Origin of the sequence: Pseudomonas sp. RIT-To-2, from assembly GCF_029623465.1 — a bacterium.
In the GTDB taxonomy this organism is placed as follows: Bacteria; Pseudomonadota; Gammaproteobacteria; order Pseudomonadales; family Pseudomonadaceae; genus Aquipseudomonas; species Aquipseudomonas silvicola.
Genome location: NZ_JAPYKM010000001.1, coordinates 245,310 through 267,841, shown reverse-complemented (window position 1 = coordinate 267,841; position 22,532 = coordinate 245,310). Strand labels below are relative to the sequence as shown.

Below are 22,532 nucleotides of genomic sequence, written 5' to 3'. Positions count from 1 at the left end.
GCCGATTGTATACATTAACCAGACCAACGGTTACACAAGAAGATGTGGGCAGGAGCTGGCTTGCTAGGGAGCGGCTGGCGCTCGAAAGCATGCTGGCAAGCCAGCTTCTGCAGGATCGGGGGAGTCGGGCAAAGGCCCCGCCGCTGCTGGCGAGGCCCATCCATCAGCCGTGGCTGATGGTGTTTTTGATCACATCAACCGTGGCGTTGACTTGCTCTTGATAACGGTTGAGCGCTTCGGCGTGCTGCTGCTGCATTTCCAGCTGCTTGGAGCACAAGTTCAACGCCGCCAGCACCAGCAACTTGTCGCCGATGAGGGAAGGGTACTTGCGCTTGGTCTCGGCCAACGACGCGTTGAGCAGGCGAGTGGCGTCGAGCAGCTTCTGCTCTTCACCCGGCGGCGCCTTGAGCGAGTAGTCATTGCCCAGGATCGAGACGACCTTGATCGACTCCTGGTCGGTACTCATGCGCTCACGGCACCAGCGCTAGCACGCTGAACCAGGGCCTGGATGCGCGAAACGGTGGAGGTCTGCTTCTCTTCCTGTTCCATCAGGTTCAGCTGCAGGCTCTCGTTTTCTTCCTTGGCCTGGGCCAGTTGGGCGGTGAGCTGGGTGTTGTTTTCAGTCAGTTGGCGGTTCTGTTCAACCAGTTCGCTGACCAGTTGTTCCAGTTGGCTCAGAGTTGTTTCAAGCATGGTGTTATCTCGGCAGATTCAAGGGGCGGTAACGATAAAGAAAAGTCGCCGCGCAGGCCAGGGTTTATCGGGCTCGGAACCATGAAATCCGCTGCGGCGACCTTCCTGGCCACGCTTCGGGCCAAACCCGAAACAGACTCAGATGGACCGGCATAATTGCACCCGGTTCCCACTGGCCATTGGCCGTGCGACAAAAGGTCCCTAAAGACTTGGTGCCAAAGACCGATAGGCATGGCAACTGTCTGCACCCCGCACGGAACGCACCCCCTACCTGGAACTCGCCATGTCCCTACGCAACATGAATATCGCACCCCGTGCGCTCTCCGGCTTCGCCTGTATCGGCGCCCTGATGATCATTCTGGGCATTTTCGCCTTGGTGCAGATGGGCAATATCCGCAAGGCCGGTGAAGAAATCGAGAACAACACCCTGCCCAGCCTTTCCAACCTGGGCCAGATCACCCAGATGACCCTGCGCCTGCGCGTGCTGTCCTACCGCCTGCTGGCCAACCGGGACGCCCAGACCCAGGCCGAAGCCCTGCAACTGCTGGACTCGCGCAACCAACTGATCGCCAAGGCCCAGGCCGCCTATGAGCCGCTGATTGCCGGGCCGCAAGAGCGTGCTGCCTACGAGCAGTTGAAATCGGCGCTGGCCGAGTACCATCAGCTGGAAGGCCAGATGCGCAACGCCAACGCCGCCAACGACATGGATGCCCTGCGCAAGGCGGTCAATACCGACCTGCAGGACAACTCGTCGCGCCTGAACGCCGCGCTCGACCGGCTGGTGGAGATCAATACCCAGCAGACCGCCGACATGAACAAGACGGCCGCTGACCAGTATTCGTCGGCCTTCACCCTGGTGGTGACGCTGCTGATCATCGCCGCCGTGCTGACTTTCCTGTTCGCCTGGCTGCTGACCCGTAGCATCGTGGTGCCGATCGACCAGGCCCTGGCCGCCGCCGAGCAAATCGCCGAAGGCAACCTGACCCGCCCGATTCACGTGGAAGGCCGTGATGAGGCCGCGCGCCTGCTGGTTGCCATGGAGAAGATGCAGAACAAGCTGCGCGACACGCTGCAGCGTATCTCTGGCTCCGCGACCCAACTGGCTTCCGCCGCCGAAGAGCTCAACAGCGTCACCGACGAAGGCGCCCGTGGCCTTGCCCAGCAGAACCACGAGATCGAGCAGGCCGCCACCGCGGTCAACGAAATGACCAGCGCCGTAGAAGAAGTGGCCCGCAACGCGGTAAGCACCTCGGAGGCCTCCAAGGACGCCACCACTTCGGCCAGCGACGGCCGTGACCTGGTCCAGGAAACCGTGGGCGCCATCGAGCGCATGAGCAGCGACGTGCAGAGCACCGCCGAGCTGATCGGCAACCTGGCCAACGAGTCCCGCGACATCGGCAAGGTGCTGGACGTGATCCGTGGCCTGGCTGACCAGACCAACCTGCTGGCCCTGAACGCCGCCATCGAGGCTGCGCGCGCCGGTGAAGCTGGCCGTGGTTTTGCCGTGGTCGCCGACGAAGTCCGAGCCCTGGCCCACCGCACCCAGCAGTCCACCGCTGAAATCGAGCGCATGATCGGCAGCATCCAGGGTGGTACCGAACAGGCCGTGAACTCGATGCGCAACAGCACCGAGCGCGCCGAATCGACGCTGAACATCGCCAAGGGCGCCGGCCTGGCCCTGGACACCATCAACGGTGCCATCGTACAGATCAACGAACGCAACCTGGTAATCGCCAGCGCGGCGGAAGAACAGGCCCAGGTGGCCCGTGAGGTTGACCGCAACCTGGTGAACATTCGTGACTTGTCGGTGCAATCGGCTACCGGTGCCAACCAGACTACCGCGGCCAGCGCAGAGCTATCGCGCCTGGCGGTGGACCTGAACAGCATGGTCGCGCGTTTCAGCCTGTAAACTGCGTCGCCCGTTTCCCGAGCTCCGCCCGGTCCCACAGGTTCCTCCGTGATCTGCTGGGACCGGACGACGCTTGGGGAAGCATCACAAGATCAATACTCGATCCGCACATCCCCTTTCGGCACACTGCAGCACGAGAGGATGTAGCCATCGGCTACGTCCTCGTCGGTAATCCCGCCGTTGTGCTCCATTTCCACCTCCCCGCCCAGCTTCATCACCTTGCAGGTGCCGCAGATACCCATGCCGCACGCCTTGGGAATCATCAGGCCGAGCTTGGCCGCTGCCGCATGCACGGTTTCCCCCGGCGCCACCCGAATGCTCTTGCCGGCGGCGGTGAATTCCACCTGGTGCAGGTCTGACGCATCCGGTTCGGGTGCCTCGGCAGCCTGTTCGGCATTCTCCACCGCATCGGCGCGAGCCTCCGGCGGCGTGGCGCCGAAGGACTCCTCGTGGTAACGGGACATGTCGTAGCCCGCCGCCTCCAGCAGGCGCTTCACCGCATTCATGTAGGGCGTGGGGCCGCAGCAGAAGATTTCACGTTCCATGAAGTCCGCGGCGATCAGTTCCAGCAGCTTGTGGTTCAAGTAGCCACGGTAGCCTGCCCACGGCTCACCCAGCCCATGCTTCTCGCAAATGATGTGTAAGCTGAAGTTGTCGATGCGCGACGCCATGTGTTCCAGCTCGCGGTGGTAGATGATGTCCTTGGGTGAACGGGCGCTGTGCACGAACACCATGTCGACGTTGGCGTTGGTGTCGTAGAACCAGCGTGCCATCGACATCACCGGGGTAATGCCCACCCCGCCGCTGAGGTACAGCACCTTCTGCGCCGGGTAGTCGATGGCGTTGAACAACCCCACGGGGCCGTGCACCGCCAGCTCCTGGCCCTCATGCAGGGTGTCGTGCAGCCAATTGGACACACGCCCGCCCGGTACACGCTTGATGGTGATGGAGAAACTGTACGGCACCGATGGCGAGCTGGAAATGGTGTAGGAGCGCATCACGGGCTGGCCGTCGATCTCCAGCTCAAGGGTCACGAACTGGCCGGGCTTGAAGAAGAACAGGATCGGCTGGTCGGCCATGAAGCAGAAGGTGCGCACGTCCCAGGTTTCCTGGATGACCTTGACGCAACGGACCACATGGCGGCCATTGGCCCATGTCTGGGTATTTACCGGGCTCAGGAAGCTGTTGGACATGCTCTTCTCCACGGCCGACTGTCGGCCTCATGGGGAAGGATTCTGCTTGGGCCGTGTGGGCGTCACTTTCCTATCTGCGACATTCACATGCTTATGGCGACCAGCCCCATGGTACAGGGCCTGGCGCGTCGGGAATGGATTGGGCCATGTCGCCCATGGATAAGGTTCGCGGCCCGTGCGGACGCACACTCCACCGCAAATGAACCTGCTTTCTTCCGTGCCTTGCGTTGCAAACCGTATCAGCCACTTTTCGCGGCCGCACAGACGGCCATGAGGACACACACGATGGACGTTACCGCTACCCTGAGCCTGGGCGACCCGCTGGAACCCGCACGCAAGGCCACTGCCGAAATGCTCCAGACCCGGGAGCGGACGTTCTCGCTGCCCCAGCCGTTCTATAACGACGAGCGCCTGTTCGATATCGACATGCAGGAGATCTTTCACAAGGAATGGCTGATCGCCGGCATGACCAGCGAGATCCCCACCAAGGGCAACTTCATTACCCTGCAGATCGGCAAGAACCCGATCATCGTGGTGCGCGGCGCCGAAGGCGTGGTGCACGCGTTCCACAACGTCTGCCGCCACCGCGGTTCGCGCCTGTGCACCAGCGAGAAGGGCAAGGTCGCCAAGCTGGTCTGCCATTACCACCAGTGGACCTACGAACTGGACGGCCGCCTGCTCTTCGCCGGCACCGAGATGGGCGCCGATTTCGACATGAAGCAGTACGGTCTCAAACCGGTGAACGTGAAAACCGCCGGCGGCTACATCTTCATCAGCCTGAGCAACAACCCACCGGCCATCGACGAGTTCCTGCGCACCCTGGACCACTACATGGAGCCCTACGACATGGAGAACACCAAGGTGGCGGTGCAGACCACCCTGGTGGAGAAGGCCAACTGGAAGCTGGTGCTGGAAAACAACCGCGAGTGCTACCACTGCGGCGGCTCGCACCCCGAGTTGCTGAAAACCCTGCTGGAATGGGACGACGTCACCGACCCACGTGCCGACCAGGCCTTCAAGGACCATGTGGCCGCCTCGGCCGCCGCCTGGGAAGCCGAGAAGATCCCTTACGCCCATGCCAGCTTTGGCCTGCGCAACCGCATCGTACGCATGCCCCTGCTCAAGGGCACCTTGTCCATGACCCTGGACGGCAAGGTCGGCTGCAAGAAACTGATGGGCCGCATCCAGAATCCCGACCTCGGCTCCATGCGCATCCTGCACCTGCCCCACTCGTGGAACCACTGCATGGGCGACCACATCATCGTCTTTACCGTATGGCCCATCAGCGCCCAGGAAACCGTGGTCACCACCAAATGGCTGGTGCACAAGGACGCCGTGGAAGGCGTGGACTACGACGTGGAGCGCATGCGCCAGGTGTGGGACGCCACCAACGACCAGGACCGCCGTCTGGCCGAGGAAAACCAGAAAGGCATCAACTCCACCGCCTACCAGCCCGGCCCGTACTCCAAGACCTACGAGTTCGGCGTGGTGAACTTCATCGACTGGTACAGCGAACGCATGCTCAGCAACCTGGGCGCGGCACCGGCGCCTTACCTCAAGGGCGTGGCCGTTCACGAGTAACCCCACGGCCAGGTCCGGTCAGCGGAGGGCATCACTCAACCGCTTGGTCAATAAGTGATCAAACCCGGTGCAGCCCTCTCCCCACGAGGGCCTTGGCCTTCCGCCAACATCTTATCCACAGCCAGGCCCACAGTAATTGTGGGCAACCGCTGCCCGCCTGTGAAAGAAACCCAAGAAAAACCGTGACTTATTCAGAAACATACCTGTTGGCTGTATTTGATCAAAAAACGAACAAATCTCTACAGGCCACGTCTTTAAAGGCTCACAGGCTTAGGCGAACACCTTATCCACAGAAGCGCCAACAGACTTTGTGCGCAAGTTTGGCGGTGCCAACCCTACCCTGTGGAAAACCGCTGAAAGCAGCGGATTACAGGCGTTTCCCGCAGGAAGACGAGGAAATTCACCCGTATCGATCAAAAAATGATCAAAACCGGCAACGCCTTGAATCACAAGGCTTCCAGCGTTACGCGAACAGATTATCCACAGAGGCACCAACAAGGATTGTGGGCAACATTGGCCACCGCATGCCCCTTGTCCACAGCAAAACCCGAGGAAAATCAGCTTCCTGCAATGATCATTTTTTGACCAACAACCTCCAAGCCATAGCCACCGTGGCCTGCAGCCATGCACCAACAACTTATCCACACGCACACCCACACGGAATGTGAGCAACTCGTCGCAGGACCCCCTACATCTGTAGGGATTGCCCCCATTTGGATGAGTGACCACCCTGTATGCATCAATAAGAAAAGGGACCTCCCATGCATCCAGACAGCCTGCTCTCCGCTTTCGCCATCGCCCTGCTGCTGGGCATCAGCCTTGCCAGCGCCGAGCCTCATACCAATTGGCACGACGTGCTGCAGGTGGGGCTGCCGCTGTGCATGGCGGGCGTGGTGGCAGTGTTCTACTGGCTACGCCGCCACCAGCCGCGCAGCCAGGCACGCAAGCAGGTCCAGCCGACGCGCAGCTTGTTGATGGTGTGGGTGAATGTACGGTGGGAAGGGGTGGGGCGGCGCAACTCCTGAGCTTGCGCAGAAACCACTCGATAACCTGGAGGCGGCCGTGCTGTCGTTCATCAAGGAAGCCATTCTGGCCCACCGGCTACTTTTCACGGGGGCTACGGTCATGGTCGCTACTCTGAAACTGTGTGCCCTCGCTCCAGCGTTCTTTCTCGGAAGAATCATAGACAGCCTCTCTGCGCATCAAGCGCTGAATGCCTACACGATCGGCTTGCTACTGGCTGCTTTTTGCGCTGTGACCATTTTGCAGTCTGTTATCAACCCCCTTCAGACCTACCAGCTGACAAAACTGGTTCAGTTGACCCTCAAGGACAAATCCATCGAGTGGACAACAGCCATTATGAACAAGGAGTTCGAGCAGTTTTCCTCGCTCCGGCTCGGCGCCCTGATCAAGGGAGTGGAACGGGGTATCACGGCCCATGAAAAGCTGCTCTCATTTTTCATCCTGAACGCTCTGCCCCTCACCATCGAACTGCTACTGGTAGCAGCCGCCTTCATCTACGTGGGTGGAAACCTGTTATTCGTGATGCTGCTGGCGACATCAATTGCGTATCTAACGGCATGTCATCGACTGATCATTTGGCGCAGGCCACACCTGGAGGCGGTCAATGACCAGGAAGATCTTGTCTCGACTCAACTGTTCGACGGTTTGAGCGCCGGCAAAGCCATCAAGTTGGAACACGCCACCCTCCATGCGTTGCAACCGCTTTTCAATAGCTACGGTAGTTATGCACAGGCGGCTACACAGGTTGCGAGTTCAGCCGCGGTACTAGGGTCTGCACGAATTTTATTCGTGGGCCTGTCGACAGCCGCGTTACTGGCATGGGGAATACACGATAGGTTTCAGCCCGTCCCAACACTGTCGGTCGGCGAACTGGTGGCCATCTTTTCGATCGCTGGCGGGCTATTGGTCAACATCAGTGGCCTGGCCGATGCCTATCGGACGCTCGACCAGTACATCGCCGACAAGCGTCGATTGGTTGAGCTGCTGGACCTCGACGGGCTACCGCTTGATCACCCTAGGCCCGATGACCTGCAAGCAGAGCAGATCGGACTCCTTCCTCAGCCCGGTGAAGCGTTAGTGCCACTGCGCTTCAACACCAGCCAATCAGTAGCCATCGTGGGGGCGAGCGGCGCTGGCAAGACAACGCTGCTGGAAACCCTGGCGGGACTGGTGGCAACGGCCCGGCATCGCTTGATAATCAACGATAGCCCCATGGAACACCTCACTTGTTACCTGAAGATGGTCAGGTACTGCCCCCAGCACCCCGGTTTCGTTGAAGGGGAATTTCGCCAAGCGGTGCTGTTCGGGCAACCTCCGGCCCCGGTCATGGAGCCGTACGTTGACGCACTGGGGCTGCGAACCCTTGTGGATAACCGCACGATCAGCGAGGGGGGAAAGAATATCTCCGGGGGGGAGGCGAAACGTCTCACCCTGTTGCGACTGATAAACCGCCCTGGCCGCTTCAACCTGTTTGATGAGCCCACTGCTTCCCTGGACGCCGAAACGACCACCCGGGTTTGGAACGTGTTGTTTGCTGTATTTCAAGGAAAGGGACTGGTGTGCATCACCCACGATGTCGACGCGCTGCACCGTTTTGACCGAGTCCTGGTGATGCGCGCCGGTCGTGTGGTGGCAGACGGCCCTTGGCAGGAGCTGAAAGGCCGGCGGGACGTCGGCACGATGATCGAAGAAATTGGCGGGTGAGGTGCTTAGCGCACTACCCCCTCCTCCACCAACACCTTCAGAATCGCCTGCGCCCCCTCCTGCGCACTCACACCCTTGAGCACCTGCCCGCCGCCACCGCTGGCCTTCGCCGTGGCCGCCTTCATGCGGTCGGCGCCGCTCTTGGCCTTGATCACTTTCAACCGCTTGGGCCGTGGCTTGGCGGGGGTCAGCTCGGCCCCTGTGTATAAGTCGTCGAGCACTATCTCTACCTTGTCCACCTGGAACTGGCCCCGCTGGGCTGGGCCGTAGGCGCTTTGCCGGGCTTTGGGGGCGGCGTTGTCGACGGTGGCCAGGAGCGGCAAGCGTACTTTGAGACGGCGACGCTGGCCGCGTGGCAGGGCTTGCAGGACCTGGGCGACACCATTGCTGACCGACTCCACTTCGGCAAGCCCGGTCACCAGTGGCCAGCCCAGGCGTTCGGCCAACAGGAAGGGCAGCATGCCCGAGCCTTCACCGGTTTCGGCCTGGCTACCGGTGAGCACCAGCTGGGCGCCGACGTCTCTGAGGAAATCGGCCAAGGCCGGCACCACGTCACTGCCCGGGGTTTGCTCGATGACGTCCATCTGTTCCAGGCCCATGCCCAGGTAGGCGCGCAGGGCGGGTTCGCGAACGTCGCCGGCGTGCACGACCTGCAAGTTATCCCCAGCCAGTTGCAAGCCCAGCTCGACGGCGCGCGAATCCTGTTCGGCGCGGCGGCTGCGGCCGGAGGTGGGGTGGGCGCCGATGGACACCAGGCTGACGACTTTCATGTTCATGTGCACCTCAGGCGGCATCGCGCTTGGCTTCGTTTCGGTAGGCCGCGACCGCGTCGATCAGGGCCTCGAGCAGTTCGGCGCTGTCGCCGATCACCGACAGGTCGGCGCGCTTGATCATGTCGCAACCAGGGTCCAGGTTGATGGCGATGACCTTGTCGCAGGCGCCGATACCCTGCAAGTGCTGGATGGCCCCGGAGATGCCCACGGCCACGTACACCCGCGCGGTCACCCAAGTGCCGCTGGCACCCACCTGGCGGTCGCGGGTCATGAAGCCATCGTCCACGGCCACCCGGGATGCGCCTTCGGTGGCGCCCAGGGCGGCGGCGGTGCGGTGGAACAGGGCCCAGTCCTTGACGCCGTTGCCGCCGGAAAAGATGAATTCGGCCTCGGCCATCGGGATGGCGGCCGGGTCCACGGCTACCGCGCCCAAGTCCTCGATGCGCGGCAGGGAGCGGGCCACGGCGCTGGACAATGCCACCGGCAGGGCTTCGTGACGGGTTTCATCCACCGGTTCGGCGCACTCGGCGGCGGCCAGGATCAAGCGCGGCATAGCGCGGCTGATGTCTTGCTGGCCGGCGCCAGCACGGCCAACACAGGCACCGTCCTTGACTTGCCAGATGCGTGTCGCCGGGCGCTCGCCGAGGCTGGCGCCCAGGCGGCGGCCAAGTTCGCCGCCGCCGCTGCGGCTGTCGGGTAGCAGCCAGTGGCGAGGGGCAAACTGGTTATCCACAGCCCGCAGGCCCTGCACCCGCTGCTCGGGGGCATAGCCTTCGTATTCGCTGCCGGCGATCACCAACAGACGGTCGACGCCGGCTGTGGAAAACCCGCTTTCCTTATGTTCGCCAAAGACAATGGCCAACACCGCGCCGTCGTTGCCAGCCAGTTGACGGGCCAGGCCAAGCAGGTCCCGGTCGTGGCTGCTGAGGCGGCCGCCGACCATGTCGGGTACCACGGCGATGTAGAACGCTGGGGCCACCACCTGGTGCAACGGTAGCAACACTTCAGCAGCAGCGCTGCGCTTGCCTGCGCCGCCCTGCTGGGCACCACTGCGGTCGATACGCTTGACACCATTGGGCCCGATGAAGCCCACGGCATGGGGATTCTTGCGGATCACCCCCTGGGGGCCCATCCAGGACGCCTGGGCGGGCTGCATGGCCGCGTGCAGCGGGTGCAGGCGGTTACGGGCGATCCACTCGGCCCGCGGGTCGCGGCGGATAATATCGCTCATCAATGCACCTCCGCTGGAATACGTTTAACCGGTGCTGGCTTTACCACCACGACTTCCTCCACCAGCGCATCGGCCACCAGCTCGGCGATGTCCTTGATCAGGGGGCGAGGTTCAACCACGCCTTCGAGCATGGCGGTGCATTGTGGACAACCGACGGCCACCAGTTCGGCCTGGGTCTCGCGGATGTCGTCCATGCGCATGTCGGGAATACGCTGCTTGCCGGGGATGTCAGTGATCGGCGCACCGCCACCGCCACCGCAGCAACGGGAACGGAAGCCGGAGCGCTGCATCTCGCGCACCTCGATGCCCAAGGCCTTGAGCACGTCGCGGGGGGCCTGGTATTCGCCGTTGTAGCGGCCCAGGTAGCAAGGGTCGTGGTAGGTAACACTGCCACCCTTGTGCTGGCCCAGGTTGAGCTTGCCAGCCGTCACCAGTTCGGCCATGAAGGTGCTGTGGTGCTGCACCCGGTAGTTGCCATTGAAGGCGCCGTATTCGTTTTTGAGTACGTGGAAGCTGTGCGGGTCGCAGGTGACGATGCGGCTGAAACTGTATTTGCCCAGGGTCTGGATGTTGCGCCTGGCCAGCGTCTGGAAAGTGGCTTCATCACCCAGGCGCCGGGCCACATCGCCGCTGTCGCGCTCTTCCAGGCCCAGCACGGCGAAGTCCACCTTGGCGGCCTTGAGCACTTTGACGAAGGCGCGAAGGGTGCGCTGGTTACGCATGTCGAAGGCACCGTCACCGACCCAGAACAGTACGTCGGCGGTCTTTTTCTCGCTCATCAGATTGAGGTTCAGGTCGGCGGCCCAGTTCATCCGCCCGCCCGGGTTGAAGCCACCGGGGTTGTCGGTGGCGATCAGGTTATCCAGTACCTCGGCGCCCTTATTGGGGGTGGCACCCTTTTCCAGGGTCAGGTGGCGGCGCATGTCGACGATGGCGTCCACGTGCTCGATCATCATCGGGCACTCCTCCACGCAGGCACGGCAGGTGGTGCACGACCACAGGGTTTCGGCGTCTACCAGGCCATTGACGATGGGCTGGTGCGGATTGCCCCCGTGTTCGCCCACCGCCTTGCCGGGGTACGGGCTACCAGCGAACGAGGCATCGGTACCGCCGGCCAGGCCCACCACCATGTCCTGGATCAGCTTTTTGGGGTTCAGCGGCTGGCCGGCGGCGAAGGCCGGGCACGCTGCTTCGCATTTGCCGCACTGCACACAGGCATCGAAGCCCAGCAGCTGGTTCCAGGTGAAGTCTTTTGGCTTTTCCACGCCCAATGGCGCGGTAGGGTCAGCCAAGTCCAACGGCTTGAGCCCGGTGGACCGGCCGCCACCGAAGCGCTCGGCGCGCCGATGCCAGGCCAGGTGCAGGGCACCGGCGAACGCGTGTTTCATGGGGCCGCCCCAGGTCATGCCCAGGAACAGCTCGGACACGCCCCACAGCACGCCCACGGCCAAGATCGCCGCCAGTACCCAGCCACCAAAATCGGCGGGCAGGATGCCGGCCACGGGCAGGGTCAGCAGGAAGAAGCTGCCCGAGAACGCCAGCAGGCTTTTCGGCAGGCGCATCCAGGGACCTTTCGACAACCGCGAAGGCGGGTTGAGGCGGCGTTTGAAGACAAACACGGCGCCGACGAACATCACCACGGTGGCAAACAGCAGCGCATAGCCGAGGATACGGTTATGCAGCCCGAAGCCGTGTACCAGGATCGCCAGGACGATGGACAGCACCGCGCCACCGGCGGTGGCCACGTGGGTGTTGGCGATGTATCTGTCGCGGGCCACCACGTGGTGCAAGTCGACCATGTAGCGGCGCGGCATGGCCAGCAGGCCGCCAAGCAGGTCCACCGGCGAGGCGCGGCCGTTGCGCCACAGGCGCACGCGGCGCAGGGCGCCGAGTACGCCGAGGGCCAGGGCGGCAAACAGCAGGATGGGGAGGATAGTATTTAACATGGTGCTGGCTCCCAGAGGCATGTCGGCCCCTGATGAATAAATGCCAATCGCTGCTCCTGCAGGAGCGGACCGTGTCCGCGAAGCAGACGACGCGGTTTCAGGGCCGGCCTCTTCGCGGGCACGGCCCGCTCCTGCAAGGGTCGCGGAGCCTCAGAAGTCCTTGCACAGGCGCAAAGCGTCATAGATCGCGGCATGGGTGTTGCGCTGGGCCACGCAGTCGCCGATGCGAAACAGCAGGTAACCATCGCCAGCCTGGCTCAACGACGGCTGCGGCTGGATGGCGAACAAGGCTTCGATGTCCATCTGGCCTTTGTTGCGCGAATCCTGCTTGAGCTCGTAGTACAGCTTTTCGTCCGGCCGCACGCCGTTCTCCACCACCACCTGGTCCACCACGCGCTCTTCCTTGGCGCCGGTGTATTCGTTCTCCAGCACCGCCACCAGTTTGTCGCCTTCGCGGTAGACCTTTTCCAGCATCAGGTCGCCGGTCATGATCACTTCCTTGGGGTACATGCTGCGGTAGTAGGTGGGGAATGACGTACCGCCAATGGCCACGCCTGGCTTGATGTCGTCGGTGACGATTTCCACCTGGGCGCCTTTGTCGGCCAGGAAGTCGGCCACCGACATGCCAGTGAATTCGCAGATGGTGTCGTACACCAGCACGTTTTTGCCGGGCGCCACCTTGCCGTCCAGCACGTCCCAGCTACTGACCACCAGGCCTTCTTCGGCCCCCCAGTGCTCGTTCTGCTCCAGGAACGGATGGCCGCCCACGGCCAGCACCACTACGTCGGGGCGCAGGTCCATGATGGTCGCCGCATCGGCAGCGGTGCCCAGGCGCAGGTCGACCTTCAGGCGCGCCAGTTCCAGCTGGAACCAGCGGGTGATACCCGCGATCTGGTCACGCTGCGGTGCTTTCGAGGCCGTGGTGATCTGCCCGCCAATGAAGTCCTTTTTCTCGAACAGCGTCACGTCGTGGCCGCGCTCGGCCGAGACCCGCGCCGCTTCCATGCCCGCTGGGCCCGCACCGACGATGACCACCTTGCGTTTGGGCCCGGTGGACTTCTCGATGATATGCGGCACACCCATGTATTCACGCGAGGTGGCAGCGTTCTGAATGCACAGCACGTCCAGGCCCTGATACTGGCGGTCGATGCAGTAGTTGGCGCCCACGCATTGCTTGATCTGGTCCACCTGGCCCATCTTGATCTTGGCGATCAGGTGCGGGTCGGCGATGTGCGCACGGGTCATACCCACCATGTCCACGTAGCCGCCTTCCAGAATGCGCGTGGCCTGGTTCGGGTCCTTGATGTTCTGCGCATGCAGCACAGGGGCCTTGACCACTTCCTTGATACCGGCCGCCAGGTGCAGGAACGGCTCCGGTGGATAACTCATGTTGGGGATGACGTTGGCCAGGGTGTTGTGGGTGTCGCACCCCGAGCCCACCACGCCGATGAAGTCGATCAGGCCGGTGTCGTCGTAGTACTTGGCGATCTGCTTCATGTCTTCGTGGCTGAGGCCATCGGGGTGGAATTCGTCACCGCAGATACGCAGGCCCACGCAGAAGTCCGGGCCCACTTCCTTGCGTACGGCCTTGATCACTTCCAGGCCGAAACGCATGCGGTTCTCGAAGCTGCCACCCCATTCGTCGGTGCGCTTGTTGACCCGCGGGCTCCAGAACTGGTCGATCATGTGCTGGTGCACGGCGGACAATTCCACGCCGTCCAGGCCGCCGGCCTTGGCTCGCGCCGCAGCGCTGGCGTAGTTGCCGATCACCCGCCAGATCTCTTCGGGCTCGATGGTCTTGCAGGTAGCCCGGTGCACCGGCTCGCGGATACCCGAGGGCGACATCAGGGTGGGCCAGTGCTCGCCGTCCCAGCGCGAGCGGCGGCCCATGTGGGTAATCTGGATCATGATCTTGGCGCCATGCTTGTGCATGGCGTCGGCCAGGTTCTGGAAGTGCGGGATGATCTTGTCGGTGGCCAGGTTCACCGATTTCCACCAGCCCTGGGGGCTGTCGATGGCCACGCTGGAAGAACCGCCGCAGATCGCCAGGCCAATACCGCCCTTGGCTTTCTCTTCGTAGTATTTGACATAGCGATCGGTGGTCATGCCGCCATCGGTGGCGTAGACCTCGGCGTGCGCGGTGCTGAGCACGCGGTTGCGGATCGTCAACTTGCCGATCTGGATCGGCTGGAACATCGCTTCGAAAGCCATGACGGTTTCCTCGACTTACAACGGCTTGACGGTGAACAGGCCATCTTCGTGGCCTTCTTCCGACCCGCTGTAGACCTGTTCGGCCACGGTGCGGGTCTTGCTGCCTCGGGCGGCCAGGATCTGGTCCATGGCGCCAGCGAACCAGCCGGTGAACATGTAGTCGACCTTGCGCCCGACCTTGCCGTACACGTACACGAAGCACGAATGCTCCAGCTTCACGCTGGCGGTGCCCTTGTCCAGGTCAATGTCCTGGATCTTGAACAGGCCCCAGCCGCGCTGGGACAGGCGCTTCATGTAGTGCTCGAACACCGCCACGCCTTCCAGGCCATGGCATTCGGCTTCTTTCTCGCACCAGTGCCAGGCGGACTTGTAGCCGGCCTTGTAGAGAATTTCGGCATAGGCGTCGGCACCCAGCACTTCCTCGATACCCATGTGGTTGTTGACGAAGAAATGCCGCGGCACGTACAGCATCGGCAGGGCATCGGAGGTCCAGACACCGGTTTCGCTGTCGACTTCGATAGGCAATTGCGGGGCGATCTTGGCCATGGAAACTTAACTCCAGAAAATTGAAATGAGGTGATGAGGCGGGTTAAGGCGTTACTCGCCCCACACATCCTTCAGAACGTTGACCCAGTTTTCGCCCATGATCTTGCGCACCACGCGCTCGCTATGGCCGCGCTTGAGCAGGGTTTCGGTCAGGTTCGGGAATTCGCCCACGGTGCGGATGCCCAGCGGGTTGATGATCTTGCCGAAGTTGGTCAGGCGGCGGGCGTAGCCCTTGTCGTGGGTCAGGTATTCGAAGAACTCCTGGCCATGACCCTGGGTAAAGTCGGTGCCGATGCCAATGGCGTCTTCGCCGACGATGTTCATGGTGTATTCGATGGCTTCGGCGTAGTCATCGATGGTGGAGTCGATGCCCTTGGCCAGGAACGGCGCGAACATGGTCACGCCAACGAAGCCGCCGTGGTCAGCGATGAACTTCAGCTCTTCATCGGACTTGTTGCGCGGGTGCTCCTTCAGGCCCGAGGGCAGGCAGTGGGAGTAGCACACCGGTTTCTTTGATTCGAGAATCACTTCCTCGGATGTCTTGGAGCCGACATGGGACAGGTCGCACATGACACCCACGCGGTTCATCTCGGCGACGATTTCGCGGCCGAAACCCGACAGGCCGCCATCGCGCTCATAGCAGCCGGTACCCACCAGGTTCTGGGTGTTGTAGCACATCTGCACGATGCCCACGCCCAGTTGCTTGAACACCTCCACGTAGCCGATCTGGTCTTCGTAGGCGTGGGCATTCTGAAAACCGAACAGAATGCCGGTCTTGCCCAGCTCCTTGGCCTTGCGGATGTCAGCGGTGCTGCGCACGGGCATGACCAGGTCACTGTTTTCACGCATCAGTTTCTGGCTTTTGCAGATGCTGTCCACCGTGGCCTGGAACCCTTCCCACACCGACACGGTGCAGTTGGCCATGGTCAGGCCGCCCTTGCGCATGTCCTCGAACAGCTCGCGGTTCCACTTGGCAATGATCAGCCCGTCGATAACGATGCTGTCGGCGTGCAATTCGGCTGGGCTCATCAGGCTGTCCCCTCTTGGTTCAAGACGCGCGCCGAATCGTGTGCCGGCGCTTTGGGGCCAGCATATGCCTGCGCGGCGAGGGAGCCGGATGCAAAAACGACAGGGGAATCGCTGAAAGCGTCAACGGCGGGAATTGCGTCGACTGCTTCGCCTCAGAACTCACCGAAAGCCCCAGCGACACGGCCCACGGCGTGGCACTTGCACTTATCCACCCGGTAAAAACTCCCGCGCAGTGATCAGTGCCTTGCTCGACGGCAGTCTTTCACGCTTAGCCCCCTATTCATTAGCCACGCCGTAAGCCAAAATCCCCGTCATTGTTCTGCACATCTTGGCGGGGATCTCGCACATGAAATCTTGGTTACTGGTACTGGCTTTGGCTTCCCTGGGTGCCCACGCGGCCGAAGACGGCCCTACCCCCTGCGACAACGTTGACGACAGCAAGGCCAGCCTGGCCTGCTCGGCGTACAACAAGAAAACCGCCGAAAGCGAGCTCAAGGACGCCTTCAAGGACTTGCTGGACCGGGCCAAGACCAACTTCACCGGCGAACCGGCCAAGCAGGCCAAGATGAAAGACCTGATCACCGTCGCCGAGGCCCAGTGGGAAAAGACCCGCGACGCCGACTGCGCCATCGAGACCTTCGAAGCCAAGCCGGGCACCCCGGAATTCACCACGGCCCAGGATGACTGCATCGCGCAGAAGAGCGACGAACGGTCGGAGTACTTGCAGACCCTGGCGAACCCTGGCGATGAAGGCGACGTACCCGAGCAGTAAAACCCCTTTACCCAAGGCACCTCATGAAAATCTGCGGCATCGACATCAAGGCCAGCGAAGCCATCTTCGCGCTGGCCAGCCAACAGGGCGGCGCGCTGGAGCACCTGGCCCTGCCCCTGAAGAAACTGGCGCTGGAGGATGATGAGGACGCCGCTCAGGTGAAAGCCTTCGCCCGCCAGTTGGCCGAATTCGTCAGCGCCAACGCCATCACCCACCTGGCCATCAAGAAGCGCAGCAAGAAAGGCGAATTCGCTGGCGGCCCCATCACCTTCAAGATCGAAGGCATCCTGCAACTGCTGGACGGCTGCGACGTGCAACTGGTGTCGCCGCAAACCATCAACGCCCAGGCCAAGAAACACGACCTGGCCTTACCCGCCACGCTGAACAAATACCAGCATGACGCCTATAAGGCTGCCTGCGCGTTGCTGCTCAAAGCCGGCAAATAACCTCGTAGCAGCTGCCGCCAGGCGGCGTCCGGCGTGAAGCGCATGGCCTTATGCAAGACGCACCGCACGCTCCTCCCGCGGGCACCGCGCGAACCGGGCCCGGTAGCTGCGCGTGAAGTACGACGCTGAGTCAAACCCGCAGGCTATGCTGACGTCCAGCACACTCATGCCGGTCTGGCGCAGCAGTTGCCGGGCCTTCTCCAAGCGCAAGCGCAGGTAGAAGGCGCTGGGCGTGGTGTTCAGGTGCAGCCTGAACAGGCGCTCCAGTTGGCGGCGGGTAACGCCGATGGCCTCGGCCAGCGCCGAGGTGCTGAGCGGCGGCTCGGTGTGCTGTTCCATTTCGCCAATCACGTGTACCAGCTTCTGGTTGCTGACGCCGTAGCGCGAGGCGATCTGCATGCGCTGGTGGTCCTTGCGCGGGCGGATACGCCCCACCACGAACTGCTCGGACACATCGATGGCCAGGCCGCTGCCGTGGGCCTGGGCGATCAGGTCCAGCATCAGGTCGATGGAGGCGGTACCGCCGGCCGAGGTGATGCGCCGCCGATCGATCTCGAACAGCTCCTGGGTGGCCTGCAACCGCGGATAGGTTTCCTTGAAAGCGTCCAGCGCTTCCCAGTGCAAGGTAACCCGGTGGCCGTCGAGCAGGCCGGCCTGGGCCAGGATGAAGGCGCCGGTGTCGATGCCACCCAAGGTCACGCCAGCGTGGTCCAGGCGCCGCAGCCATTGCTGCAGGGCTGGCGTAACGGCCTTGAGGGGTTCGAAACCGGCGACTACCAGCAAGGTAGCGCCAGGGCCCAAGGCGTGCAACGCCGAATCGGCATTCACCGACATGCCATTGCTCGCCAACACCGGGCCACCGTCCAGGCTCAGCACATGCCAGCGATACAGCTCGCCACGAAAGCGATTGGCCACCCGCAGCGGCTCTACCGCCGAGATGAAGCCGATGGCGGAAAAACCGGGCAGCAATAGGAAATGGAAATCCTGGGGCATGGCTGCTCTCGTACAGGGAAGCCTTGTTAATACGCCGCAGGTCGCCACTGTGCAAGTGCGGGTCGCCGCAGTGCGAATTCGTGGACGCAAGGCAAGCTACTTTGGTGTCCAGGGTGCGCAGACGCCCTCCCCCATAACAACTAGAACCTGCCGCGAGAGGAGCCATCATGAAAAGACTGATCAGCTGCTGTCTGCTGATGCTCACCGGTACCGCGATACTCTCGGCCGCCCACGCCGCCGAACCGCAAAGCTGCAAAAGCGTGCGCCTGGGCGTGGTCAACTGGACCGACGTGATGGCCACCAGCGCCATGACCCAGGTACTGCTCGACGGCCTGGGCTACGAGACCAAACAGACCAGCGCCTCCCAGCAGATCATCTTCGCCGGCATTCGCGACCAGCGGCTGGACTTGTTCCTGGGCTACTGGAACCCGCTGATGACCCAGACCATTACCCCTTTCGTTGAACAGAACCAGGTGAAAGTGCTGGCCGAGCCAAGCCTCAAGGATGCCCGGGCCACCCTTGCCGTGCCCACCTACCTCGCGGACAAAGGCCTGAAAACATTCAGCGACATCGCCAGGTTCAAGAAGGAACTGGGGGGCAAGATCTACGGCATCGAGCCCGGCTCCGGCGCCAACAAGCAGATCAAGGACATGATTGCCAAGAACCAGTTCGGCCTGGGCGATTTCCAGCTGGTGGAGTCCAGTGAAGCCGGCATGCTCTCAGCCGTCACCCGAGCCACCCAGCGCAATGAAGCCATCGTGTTCTTCGGCTGGGCGCCGCACCCCATGAACGTCAACCTGAAGATGACCTACCTCAGCGGCAGCCAGGACGCCCTGGGCCCCAACGAAGGCATGGCCACCGTGTGGACGGTCACCGCGCCGGACTACGCCAGCCGCTGCCCCAATGTCGACAAGCTGCTGACCAACCTGACCTTCAGCGCCGCAGACGAGAGCCGCATGATGCAGCCACTGCTCGACCACAAGGACGCACTGGAGTCGGCCAAGGCCTGGCTCAAGGCCCACCCCGAAGACCAGAAGCGCTGGCTCAGCGGCGTGACTACGTTTGACGGCAAGCCAGCCGACCAGAACCTGCAACTCACCACCAATCCCTGATGCTCCTGCCTGTAGCCGCAGCCCGCGGCAGCGGCTACAGGCCAGTGCGCCCGCGATAAAGGAGAAAGCATGAACCACGACGTGATCATCACCTGCGCCCTCACCGGCGCCGGCGACACTACGGGCAAAAGCCACCTGGTACCCATTACCCCAAAACAGATCGCCGAGGCTGCCGTCGAGGCGGCCAAGGCGGGCGCCACCGTGGTGCACTGCCACGTGCGCGACCCGCGCACCGGCACGTTCAGCCGCGACGTGGCGCTGTACCGCGAAGTGATGGAGCGCATCCGCGAGTCAGACATCGACATCATCGTCAACCTCACCGCCGGCATGGGCGGCGACCTGGAGATAGGCCCCGGCGAAAGCCCCATGGAATTCGGCCCTGGCACCGACCTGGTGGGCCCACTGACGCGCCTGGCGCACGTGGAGGAACTACTACCGGAAATCTGCACACTGGACTGCGGCACACTGAATTTCGGCGACGGCGACAGCATCTACGTGTCGACCCCGGCGCAACTGCGCGCGGGCGCCAAACGTATCACTGAGCTGGGCGTGAAGGCAGAGCTTGAAATATTCGATACCGGCCACCTGTGGTTTGCCAAGCAGATGATCAAAGAAGGCCTGTTGCACGACCCGCTGTTCCAACTGTGCCTGGGCATCCCGTGGGGTGCACCTGCCGACACCACCACCATGAAAGCCATGGTCGACAACCTGCCTGCAGGCGCCGTGTGGGCCGGTTTCGGCATCGGCCGCATGCAAATGCCCATGGCCGCCCAGGCAGTGCTGCTCGGCGGCAACGTACGGGTGGGCCTGGAGGACAACCTGTGGCTGGAGAAAGGCGTGCTGGCCACCAATGGCCAACTGGTGGAGCGCGCCAGCGAGATTCTCACGCGCCTGGGCGCCCGCGTGCTTACGCCAGCCGAAGGCCGCGCCAAAATGAACCTGACCCGCCGCACCTGAGGAACCGCCATGACCTTCATCACCGAGATCAAGACCTTCGCTACCCTGGGTTGCGGCGTAATCGGCAGCGGCTGGGTAGCGCGCGCCCTGGCCCAAGGCCTGGACGTGGTCGCCTGGGACCCTGCGCCGGGGGCCGAAACCGCCCTGCGCAAACGCGTGGCAAACGCCTGGCCAGCCCTGGTGCAACAAGGCCTGGTGCCCGGCGCGTCGCAGGAACGGCTGCAATTTGTCGCCACCATCGAAGCCTGCGTGCGCAACGCCGACTTCATCCAGGAAAGTGCTCCCGAACGGTTGGACCTCAAGGTTGAGCTGCACGCCAGCATCAGCGCCGCCGCCAAGCCAGACGCGCTGATCGGTTCCAGCACCTCGGGCCTGCTGCCCAGCGAGTTCTACGAAGGCGCTACGCACCCGGAGCGCTGCGTGGTCGGCCACCCCTTCAACCCTGTGTACCTGCTGCCGCTGGTGGAAGTGGTAGGGGGGCGACAGACAGCGCCCGAAGCGGTGCTGGCAGCGATCAAGGTCTACGAATCACTGGGCATGCGCCCTCTGCACGTGCGCAAGGAAGTCCCCGGTTTCATCGCTGATCGGTTGCTGGAAGCGCTCTGGCGTGAAGCCCTGCACCTGGTCAACGACGGTGTGGCCACCACCGGCGAAATCGACGATGCCATTCGCTTTGGCGCCGGCCTGCGCTGGTCGTTCATGGGCACGTTCCTGACCTACACGCTGGCCGGCGGTGACGCCGGCATGCGCCATTTCATGAACCAGTTCGGCCCTGCGCTGAAGTTACCCTGGACCTACCTGCCGGCCCCGGAACTGACCGCCCACCTGATTGATGACGTGGTCCGGGGCACCAGCGAGCAACTGGGCCACCACAGCATCGCGGCACTCGAACGCTACCGCGACGACTGCCTGCTGGCGGTGCTGGAGGCGGTGCGCACTACCAAGGCGAAACATGGCATGGCATTCAGCGAATGATTACCTACCAGACCCCGGTGCTGGAGGAGTGGGTGGATTACAACGGGCATCTGCGCGATGCCTTCTATCTGCTGATTTTCAGCTATGCCACCGATGCGTTCATGTCGCTCGCAGGCATCGACCCGCTGCGTGATCAGCGGTCGCTGTTCACCCTGGAGTGCCATCTGAATTATCTGCAGGAGGTGAAGGCAGGCACGCCAGTGCAAGTGCATACCCGCGTGATAGCCCATGACAGCAAGCGCTTGCAGCTCTATCACTGTCTGAAAGCTGCTGGGCAGGACAACTTGCTGGCCGCAAATGAGCAGATGCTGCTGCATGTTGACTTGCAAGGCCCCCACGCCACCGCCTTCAGCGAGTCCACGGTGCAGTGCCTGGAACACTGGCTGGAAGGTACTCGACACTTGCCCTTGCCAGCGCACAGCGGGCGCGCCATAAGTCTTCACCAGGGGCACTGATAATAGTGCCCCTTGCGCTTCTATGTTCTCTACCCCTCATTCCCCGGCAATAATGATTGTACTTCCATCTCGTTCGCCCCTCGTGCCCAGCTTATTGTAAGTCCCGCGAAAGAACACTTTCGCAATGACGACACTCACGAGGATTACACCATGCTTATTACCAATGAAGACTCCATCACCCGACGTTTGGCCGACTTCCAGGCCATGGCACTTCCTGACCTGCCGGTCTCGGATTTCAATGCCCTTGACCTGATGAGCGATGAAGACGCCCCGGACGAAAGCGAACGGCGTGGAGTCGTGGCAGGCAACAGTATCAACACGTTCGAAGGTGAAATGTCGCTGGCGAACGAACGCGACATCAACAACATGGGACGCTACGCGGCGGCCTATGCCGACCGCAGGGCTGACCTGGAAGCCGATACCCGCAACTGGTACCGCGAATACGCGAAGATGATGAAGACCCTGGGCCTCGGAGTACAAAGCTTCGGCTTTGAGGAACTGGGCACCAGCGACACATCCATCAAAGCTGATGCCGTGGCCCTCAAGCTGCTGGGCGGCGCTGCACTGGGCGCAGGCAAGGCTGGCCAGATCCTGATTGCCACCATGAAGGATGCGCTCGCGGCCATCAAGGATGACGAGAAGGCCCTGGGTGTATTTGAACAGCGCAGCTCTCACAAGACAGGTGCCAACTTCCAGATGATGCCAGCGGCGCAGAAGGTGAACGGCAGTTGCATCGTGCTGCTGTCATGTACTTACTTCAAGACTTCAATCAATAAAGGCAAAGTTTTGTTCGTGTCGTGGAACAAATCCAAGATCGAAATCTATGGCAGCGCACAGCGTACCCTGTTCATCCGCGAAGACTACGATGACGAAGCGCGCCAAGAAGTAAGCCGGTGGTTGAAACAGAACGCTGCCAAAGAATTCGCCAGGATGAAACTGGACGACGACAAGAAAAAATAATCTCGACTTCTGAATCACAGGAC

22 protein-coding genes and 1 pseudogene are annotated in these 22,532 nt (G+C 62.2%); 13 read left to right on the top strand and 10 right to left on the bottom strand.

Annotated elements, in window-relative coordinates; all coding sequences use genetic code 11:
* Nucleotides 1–163: 163 nt before the first annotated feature.
* Both QBK88_RS01325 and QBK88_RS01320 read right to left on the bottom strand, forming a co-directional pair.
* Nucleotides 164–466 (bottom strand): cell division protein ZapA, encoded by a 303-nt coding sequence (locus QBK88_RS01325; protein WP_268147627.1) that lies wholly within the window; start codon nucleotides 464–466, stop codon nucleotides 164–166.
* Entirely contained in the window at nucleotides 463–693 is a 231-nt protein-coding gene (locus QBK88_RS01320) for a hypothetical protein (protein WP_158152872.1), read from the bottom strand. Before QBK88_RS01320 ends, QBK88_RS01325 begins: the two co-directional genes overlap by 4 nt.
* 283 nt (nucleotides 694–976) lie before the next feature.
* Between QBK88_RS01320 and QBK88_RS30765 the strand changes: the two are divergent.
* Nucleotides 977–1,747: pseudogene (locus QBK88_RS30765) on the top strand (MCP four helix bundle domain-containing protein); the annotation flags it as partial.
* Nucleotides 1,730–2,602 carry a methyl-accepting chemotaxis protein gene (locus QBK88_RS30760; protein ID WP_445764878.1) on the top strand — a complete coding sequence of 291 codons (873 nt, stop codon included), beginning with the start codon at nucleotides 1,730–1,732 and terminating at the stop codon, nucleotides 2,600–2,602. The pseudogene QBK88_RS30765 and the gene QBK88_RS30760, both read left to right, overlap by 18 nt.
* 92 nt (nucleotides 2,603–2,694) lie before the next feature.
* Here QBK88_RS30760 and gbcB read toward each other — a convergent pair whose 3' ends face one another.
* A complete protein-coding gene (gene gbcB, locus QBK88_RS01310; RefSeq protein ID WP_268147625.1) occupies nucleotides 2,695–3,795 on the bottom strand; it encodes a glycine-betaine demethylase subunit GbcB in 1,101 nt (366 codons plus the stop codon).
* Nucleotides 3,796–4,080: 285 nt separating this feature from the next.
* Here gbcB and gbcA point away from each other — a divergent pair, with 285 nt between their 5' ends.
* The 4 genes from gbcA (at nucleotide 4,081) to QBK88_RS01290 (ending at nucleotide 8,103) form a co-directional block, all read left to right on the top strand.
* Nucleotides 4,081–5,376 carry a glycine-betaine demethylase subunit GbcA gene (gbcA, locus tag QBK88_RS01305; protein WP_277960596.1) on the top strand — a complete coding sequence of 432 codons (1,296 nt, stop codon included), beginning with the start codon at nucleotides 4,081–4,083 and terminating at the stop codon, nucleotides 5,374–5,376.
* A gap of 182 nt (nucleotides 5,377–5,558) precedes the next feature.
* Nucleotides 5,559–6,044 carry a hypothetical protein gene (locus tag QBK88_RS01300; RefSeq protein ID WP_277960595.1) on the top strand — a complete coding sequence of 162 codons (486 nt, stop codon included), beginning with the start codon at nucleotides 5,559–5,561 and terminating at the stop codon, nucleotides 6,042–6,044.
* A gap of 93 nt (nucleotides 6,045–6,137) precedes the next feature.
* Nucleotides 6,138–6,401, top strand: coding sequence for a hypothetical protein (locus QBK88_RS01295; RefSeq protein ID WP_277960594.1), 264 nt, complete (start codon nucleotides 6,138–6,140; stop codon nucleotides 6,399–6,401).
* 37 nt (nucleotides 6,402–6,438) lie between these two features.
* Nucleotides 6,439–8,103 carry an ATP-binding cassette domain-containing protein gene (locus QBK88_RS01290; protein ID WP_277960593.1) on the top strand — a complete coding sequence of 555 codons (1,665 nt, stop codon included), beginning with the start codon at nucleotides 6,439–6,441 and terminating at the stop codon, nucleotides 8,101–8,103.
* A 5-nt stretch (nucleotides 8,104–8,108) separates the two neighbouring features.
* Here the strand turns inward: QBK88_RS01290 and etfB are convergent, their stop codons facing one another.
* From etfB to QBK88_RS01260, 6 genes are all read right to left on the bottom strand, one after another.
* Entirely contained in the window at nucleotides 8,109–8,879 is a 771-nt protein-coding gene (gene etfB, locus QBK88_RS01285) for an electron transfer flavoprotein subunit beta (RefSeq protein WP_277960592.1), read from the bottom strand.
* Between the two features lie 7 nt (nucleotides 8,880–8,886).
* Nucleotides 8,887–10,107, bottom strand: a complete 1,221-nt coding sequence (gene etfA / locus QBK88_RS01280; protein ID WP_277960591.1) for an electron transfer flavoprotein subunit alpha — start codon at nucleotides 10,105–10,107, stop codon at nucleotides 8,887–8,889.
* Nucleotides 10,107–12,053: a dimethylglycine demethylation protein DgcB gene (dgcB, locus tag QBK88_RS01275; RefSeq protein WP_277960590.1), complete on the bottom strand. Its 1,947-nt coding sequence runs from the start codon at nucleotides 12,051–12,053 to the stop codon at nucleotides 10,107–10,109. Before dgcB ends, etfA begins: the two co-directional genes overlap by 1 nt.
* A gap of 150 nt (nucleotides 12,054–12,203) precedes the next feature.
* The gene (gene dgcA, locus QBK88_RS01270; RefSeq protein WP_277960589.1) at nucleotides 12,204–14,264 is read right to left on the bottom strand and encodes a dimethylglycine demethylation protein DgcA; all 2,061 of its coding nucleotides are present in this window, start codon (nucleotides 14,262–14,264) and stop codon (nucleotides 12,204–12,206) included.
* Between the two features lie 15 nt (nucleotides 14,265–14,279).
* Nucleotides 14,280–14,810 (bottom strand): DUF5943 domain-containing protein, encoded by a 531-nt coding sequence (locus QBK88_RS01265; protein ID WP_277960588.1) that lies wholly within the window; start codon nucleotides 14,808–14,810, stop codon nucleotides 14,280–14,282.
* A 51-nt stretch (nucleotides 14,811–14,861) separates the two neighbouring features.
* Complete coding sequence (locus tag QBK88_RS01260; protein ID WP_158152883.1) at nucleotides 14,862–15,839, bottom strand: dipeptidase; 978 nt, start codon at nucleotides 15,837–15,839, stop codon at nucleotides 14,862–14,864.
* 346 nt (nucleotides 15,840–16,185) lie between these two features.
* Here QBK88_RS01260 and QBK88_RS01255 point away from each other — a divergent pair, with 346 nt between their 5' ends.
* Together QBK88_RS01255 and QBK88_RS01250 are read left to right on the top strand one after the other, a co-directional pair.
* Nucleotides 16,186–16,611, top strand: coding sequence for a lysozyme inhibitor LprI family protein (locus tag QBK88_RS01255; protein ID WP_277960587.1), 426 nt, complete (start codon nucleotides 16,186–16,188; stop codon nucleotides 16,609–16,611).
* 23 nt (nucleotides 16,612–16,634) lie between these two features.
* Nucleotides 16,635–17,057 carry a DUF3010 family protein gene (locus tag QBK88_RS01250; protein ID WP_277960586.1) on the top strand — a complete coding sequence of 141 codons (423 nt, stop codon included), beginning with the start codon at nucleotides 16,635–16,637 and terminating at the stop codon, nucleotides 17,055–17,057.
* Between the two features lie 48 nt (nucleotides 17,058–17,105).
* Here QBK88_RS01250 and QBK88_RS01245 read toward each other — a convergent pair whose 3' ends face one another.
* Entirely contained in the window at nucleotides 17,106–18,050 is a 945-nt protein-coding gene (locus QBK88_RS01245; RefSeq protein ID WP_277960585.1) for a GlxA family transcriptional regulator, read from the bottom strand.
* Nucleotides 18,051–18,217: 167 nt separating this feature from the next.
* Here QBK88_RS01245 and choX point away from each other — a divergent pair, with 167 nt between their 5' ends.
* The 5 genes from choX to QBK88_RS01220 all read left to right on the top strand — a co-directional run bounded on the left by choX (nucleotide 18,218) and on the right by QBK88_RS01220 (nucleotide 22,509).
* Nucleotides 18,218–19,162 carry a choline ABC transporter substrate-binding protein gene (choX, locus tag QBK88_RS01240; protein ID WP_277960584.1) on the top strand — a complete coding sequence of 315 codons (945 nt, stop codon included), beginning with the start codon at nucleotides 18,218–18,220 and terminating at the stop codon, nucleotides 19,160–19,162.
* Nucleotides 19,163–19,231: 69 nt separating this feature from the next.
* Complete coding sequence (locus QBK88_RS01235) at nucleotides 19,232–20,119, top strand: 3-keto-5-aminohexanoate cleavage protein (protein WP_277960583.1); 888 nt, start codon at nucleotides 19,232–19,234, stop codon at nucleotides 20,117–20,119.
* Nucleotides 20,120–20,128: 9 nt separating this feature from the next.
* Nucleotides 20,129–21,094: an L-carnitine dehydrogenase gene (locus tag QBK88_RS01230; RefSeq protein ID WP_277960582.1), complete on the top strand. Its 966-nt coding sequence runs from the start codon at nucleotides 20,129–20,131 to the stop codon at nucleotides 21,092–21,094.
* Nucleotides 21,091–21,549: a thioesterase family protein gene (locus QBK88_RS01225; RefSeq protein ID WP_445764875.1), complete on the top strand. Its 459-nt coding sequence runs from the start codon at nucleotides 21,091–21,093 to the stop codon at nucleotides 21,547–21,549. Before QBK88_RS01230 ends, QBK88_RS01225 begins: the two co-directional genes overlap by 4 nt.
* Nucleotides 21,550–21,561: 12 nt before the next feature.
* Nucleotides 21,562–22,509: a hypothetical protein gene (locus tag QBK88_RS01220; RefSeq protein WP_277960581.1), complete on the top strand. Its 948-nt coding sequence runs from the start codon at nucleotides 21,562–21,564 to the stop codon at nucleotides 22,507–22,509.
* Nucleotides 22,510–22,532: the final 23 nt, after the last annotated feature.

Coding starts and splice junctions, on each gene's coding strand:
- gbcA (WP_277960596.1), top strand. CDS start 4,081: ATGGACGTTACCGCTACCCTGAGCCTGGGCGACCCGCTGGAACCCGCA.
- QBK88_RS01235 (WP_277960583.1), top strand. CDS start 19,232: ATGAACCACGACGTGATCATCACCTGCGCCCTCACCGGCGCCGGCGAC.
- choX (WP_277960584.1), top strand. CDS start 18,218: ATGAAAAGACTGATCAGCTGCTGTCTGCTGATGCTCACCGGTACCGCG.
- QBK88_RS01250 (WP_277960586.1), top strand. CDS start 16,635: ATGAAAATCTGCGGCATCGACATCAAGGCCAGCGAAGCCATCTTCGCG.
- QBK88_RS01230 (WP_277960582.1), top strand. CDS start 20,129: ATGACCTTCATCACCGAGATCAAGACCTTCGCTACCCTGGGTTGCGGC.
- gbcB (WP_268147625.1), bottom strand. CDS start 3,795: ATGTCCAACAGCTTCCTGAGCCCGGTAAATACCCAGACATGGGCCAAT.
- etfB (WP_277960592.1), bottom strand. CDS start 8,879: ATGAACATGAAAGTCGTCAGCCTGGTGTCCATCGGCGCCCACCCCACC.
- QBK88_RS01245 (WP_277960585.1), bottom strand. CDS start 18,050: ATGCCCCAGGATTTCCATTTCCTATTGCTGCCCGGTTTTTCCGCCATC.
- dgcB (WP_277960590.1), bottom strand. CDS start 12,053: ATGTTAAATACTATCCTCCCCATCCTGCTGTTTGCCGCCCTGGCCCTC.
- QBK88_RS01255 (WP_277960587.1), top strand. CDS start 16,186: ATGAAATCTTGGTTACTGGTACTGGCTTTGGCTTCCCTGGGTGCCCAC.
- QBK88_RS01265 (WP_277960588.1), bottom strand. CDS start 14,810: ATGGCCAAGATCGCCCCGCAATTGCCTATCGAAGTCGACAGCGAAACC.
- QBK88_RS01225 (WP_445764875.1), top strand. CDS start 21,091: ATGATTACCTACCAGACCCCGGTGCTGGAGGAGTGGGTGGATTACAAC.
- etfA (WP_277960591.1), bottom strand. CDS start 10,107: ATGAGCGATATTATCCGCCGCGACCCGCGGGCCGAGTGGATCGCCCGT.
- dgcA (WP_277960589.1), bottom strand. CDS start 14,264: ATGGCTTTCGAAGCGATGTTCCAGCCGATCCAGATCGGCAAGTTGACG.
- QBK88_RS01320 (WP_158152872.1), bottom strand. CDS start 693: ATGCTTGAAACAACTCTGAGCCAACTGGAACAACTGGTCAGCGAACTG.
- QBK88_RS01325 (WP_268147627.1), bottom strand. CDS start 466: ATGAGTACCGACCAGGAGTCGATCAAGGTCGTCTCGATCCTGGGCAAT.
- QBK88_RS01260 (WP_158152883.1), bottom strand. CDS start 15,839: ATGAGCCCAGCCGAATTGCACGCCGACAGCATCGTTATCGACGGGCTG.
- QBK88_RS30760 (WP_445764878.1), top strand. CDS start 1,730: ATGGAGAAGATGCAGAACAAGCTGCGCGACACGCTGCAGCGTATCTCT.
- QBK88_RS01295 (WP_277960594.1), top strand. CDS start 6,138: ATGCATCCAGACAGCCTGCTCTCCGCTTTCGCCATCGCCCTGCTGCTG.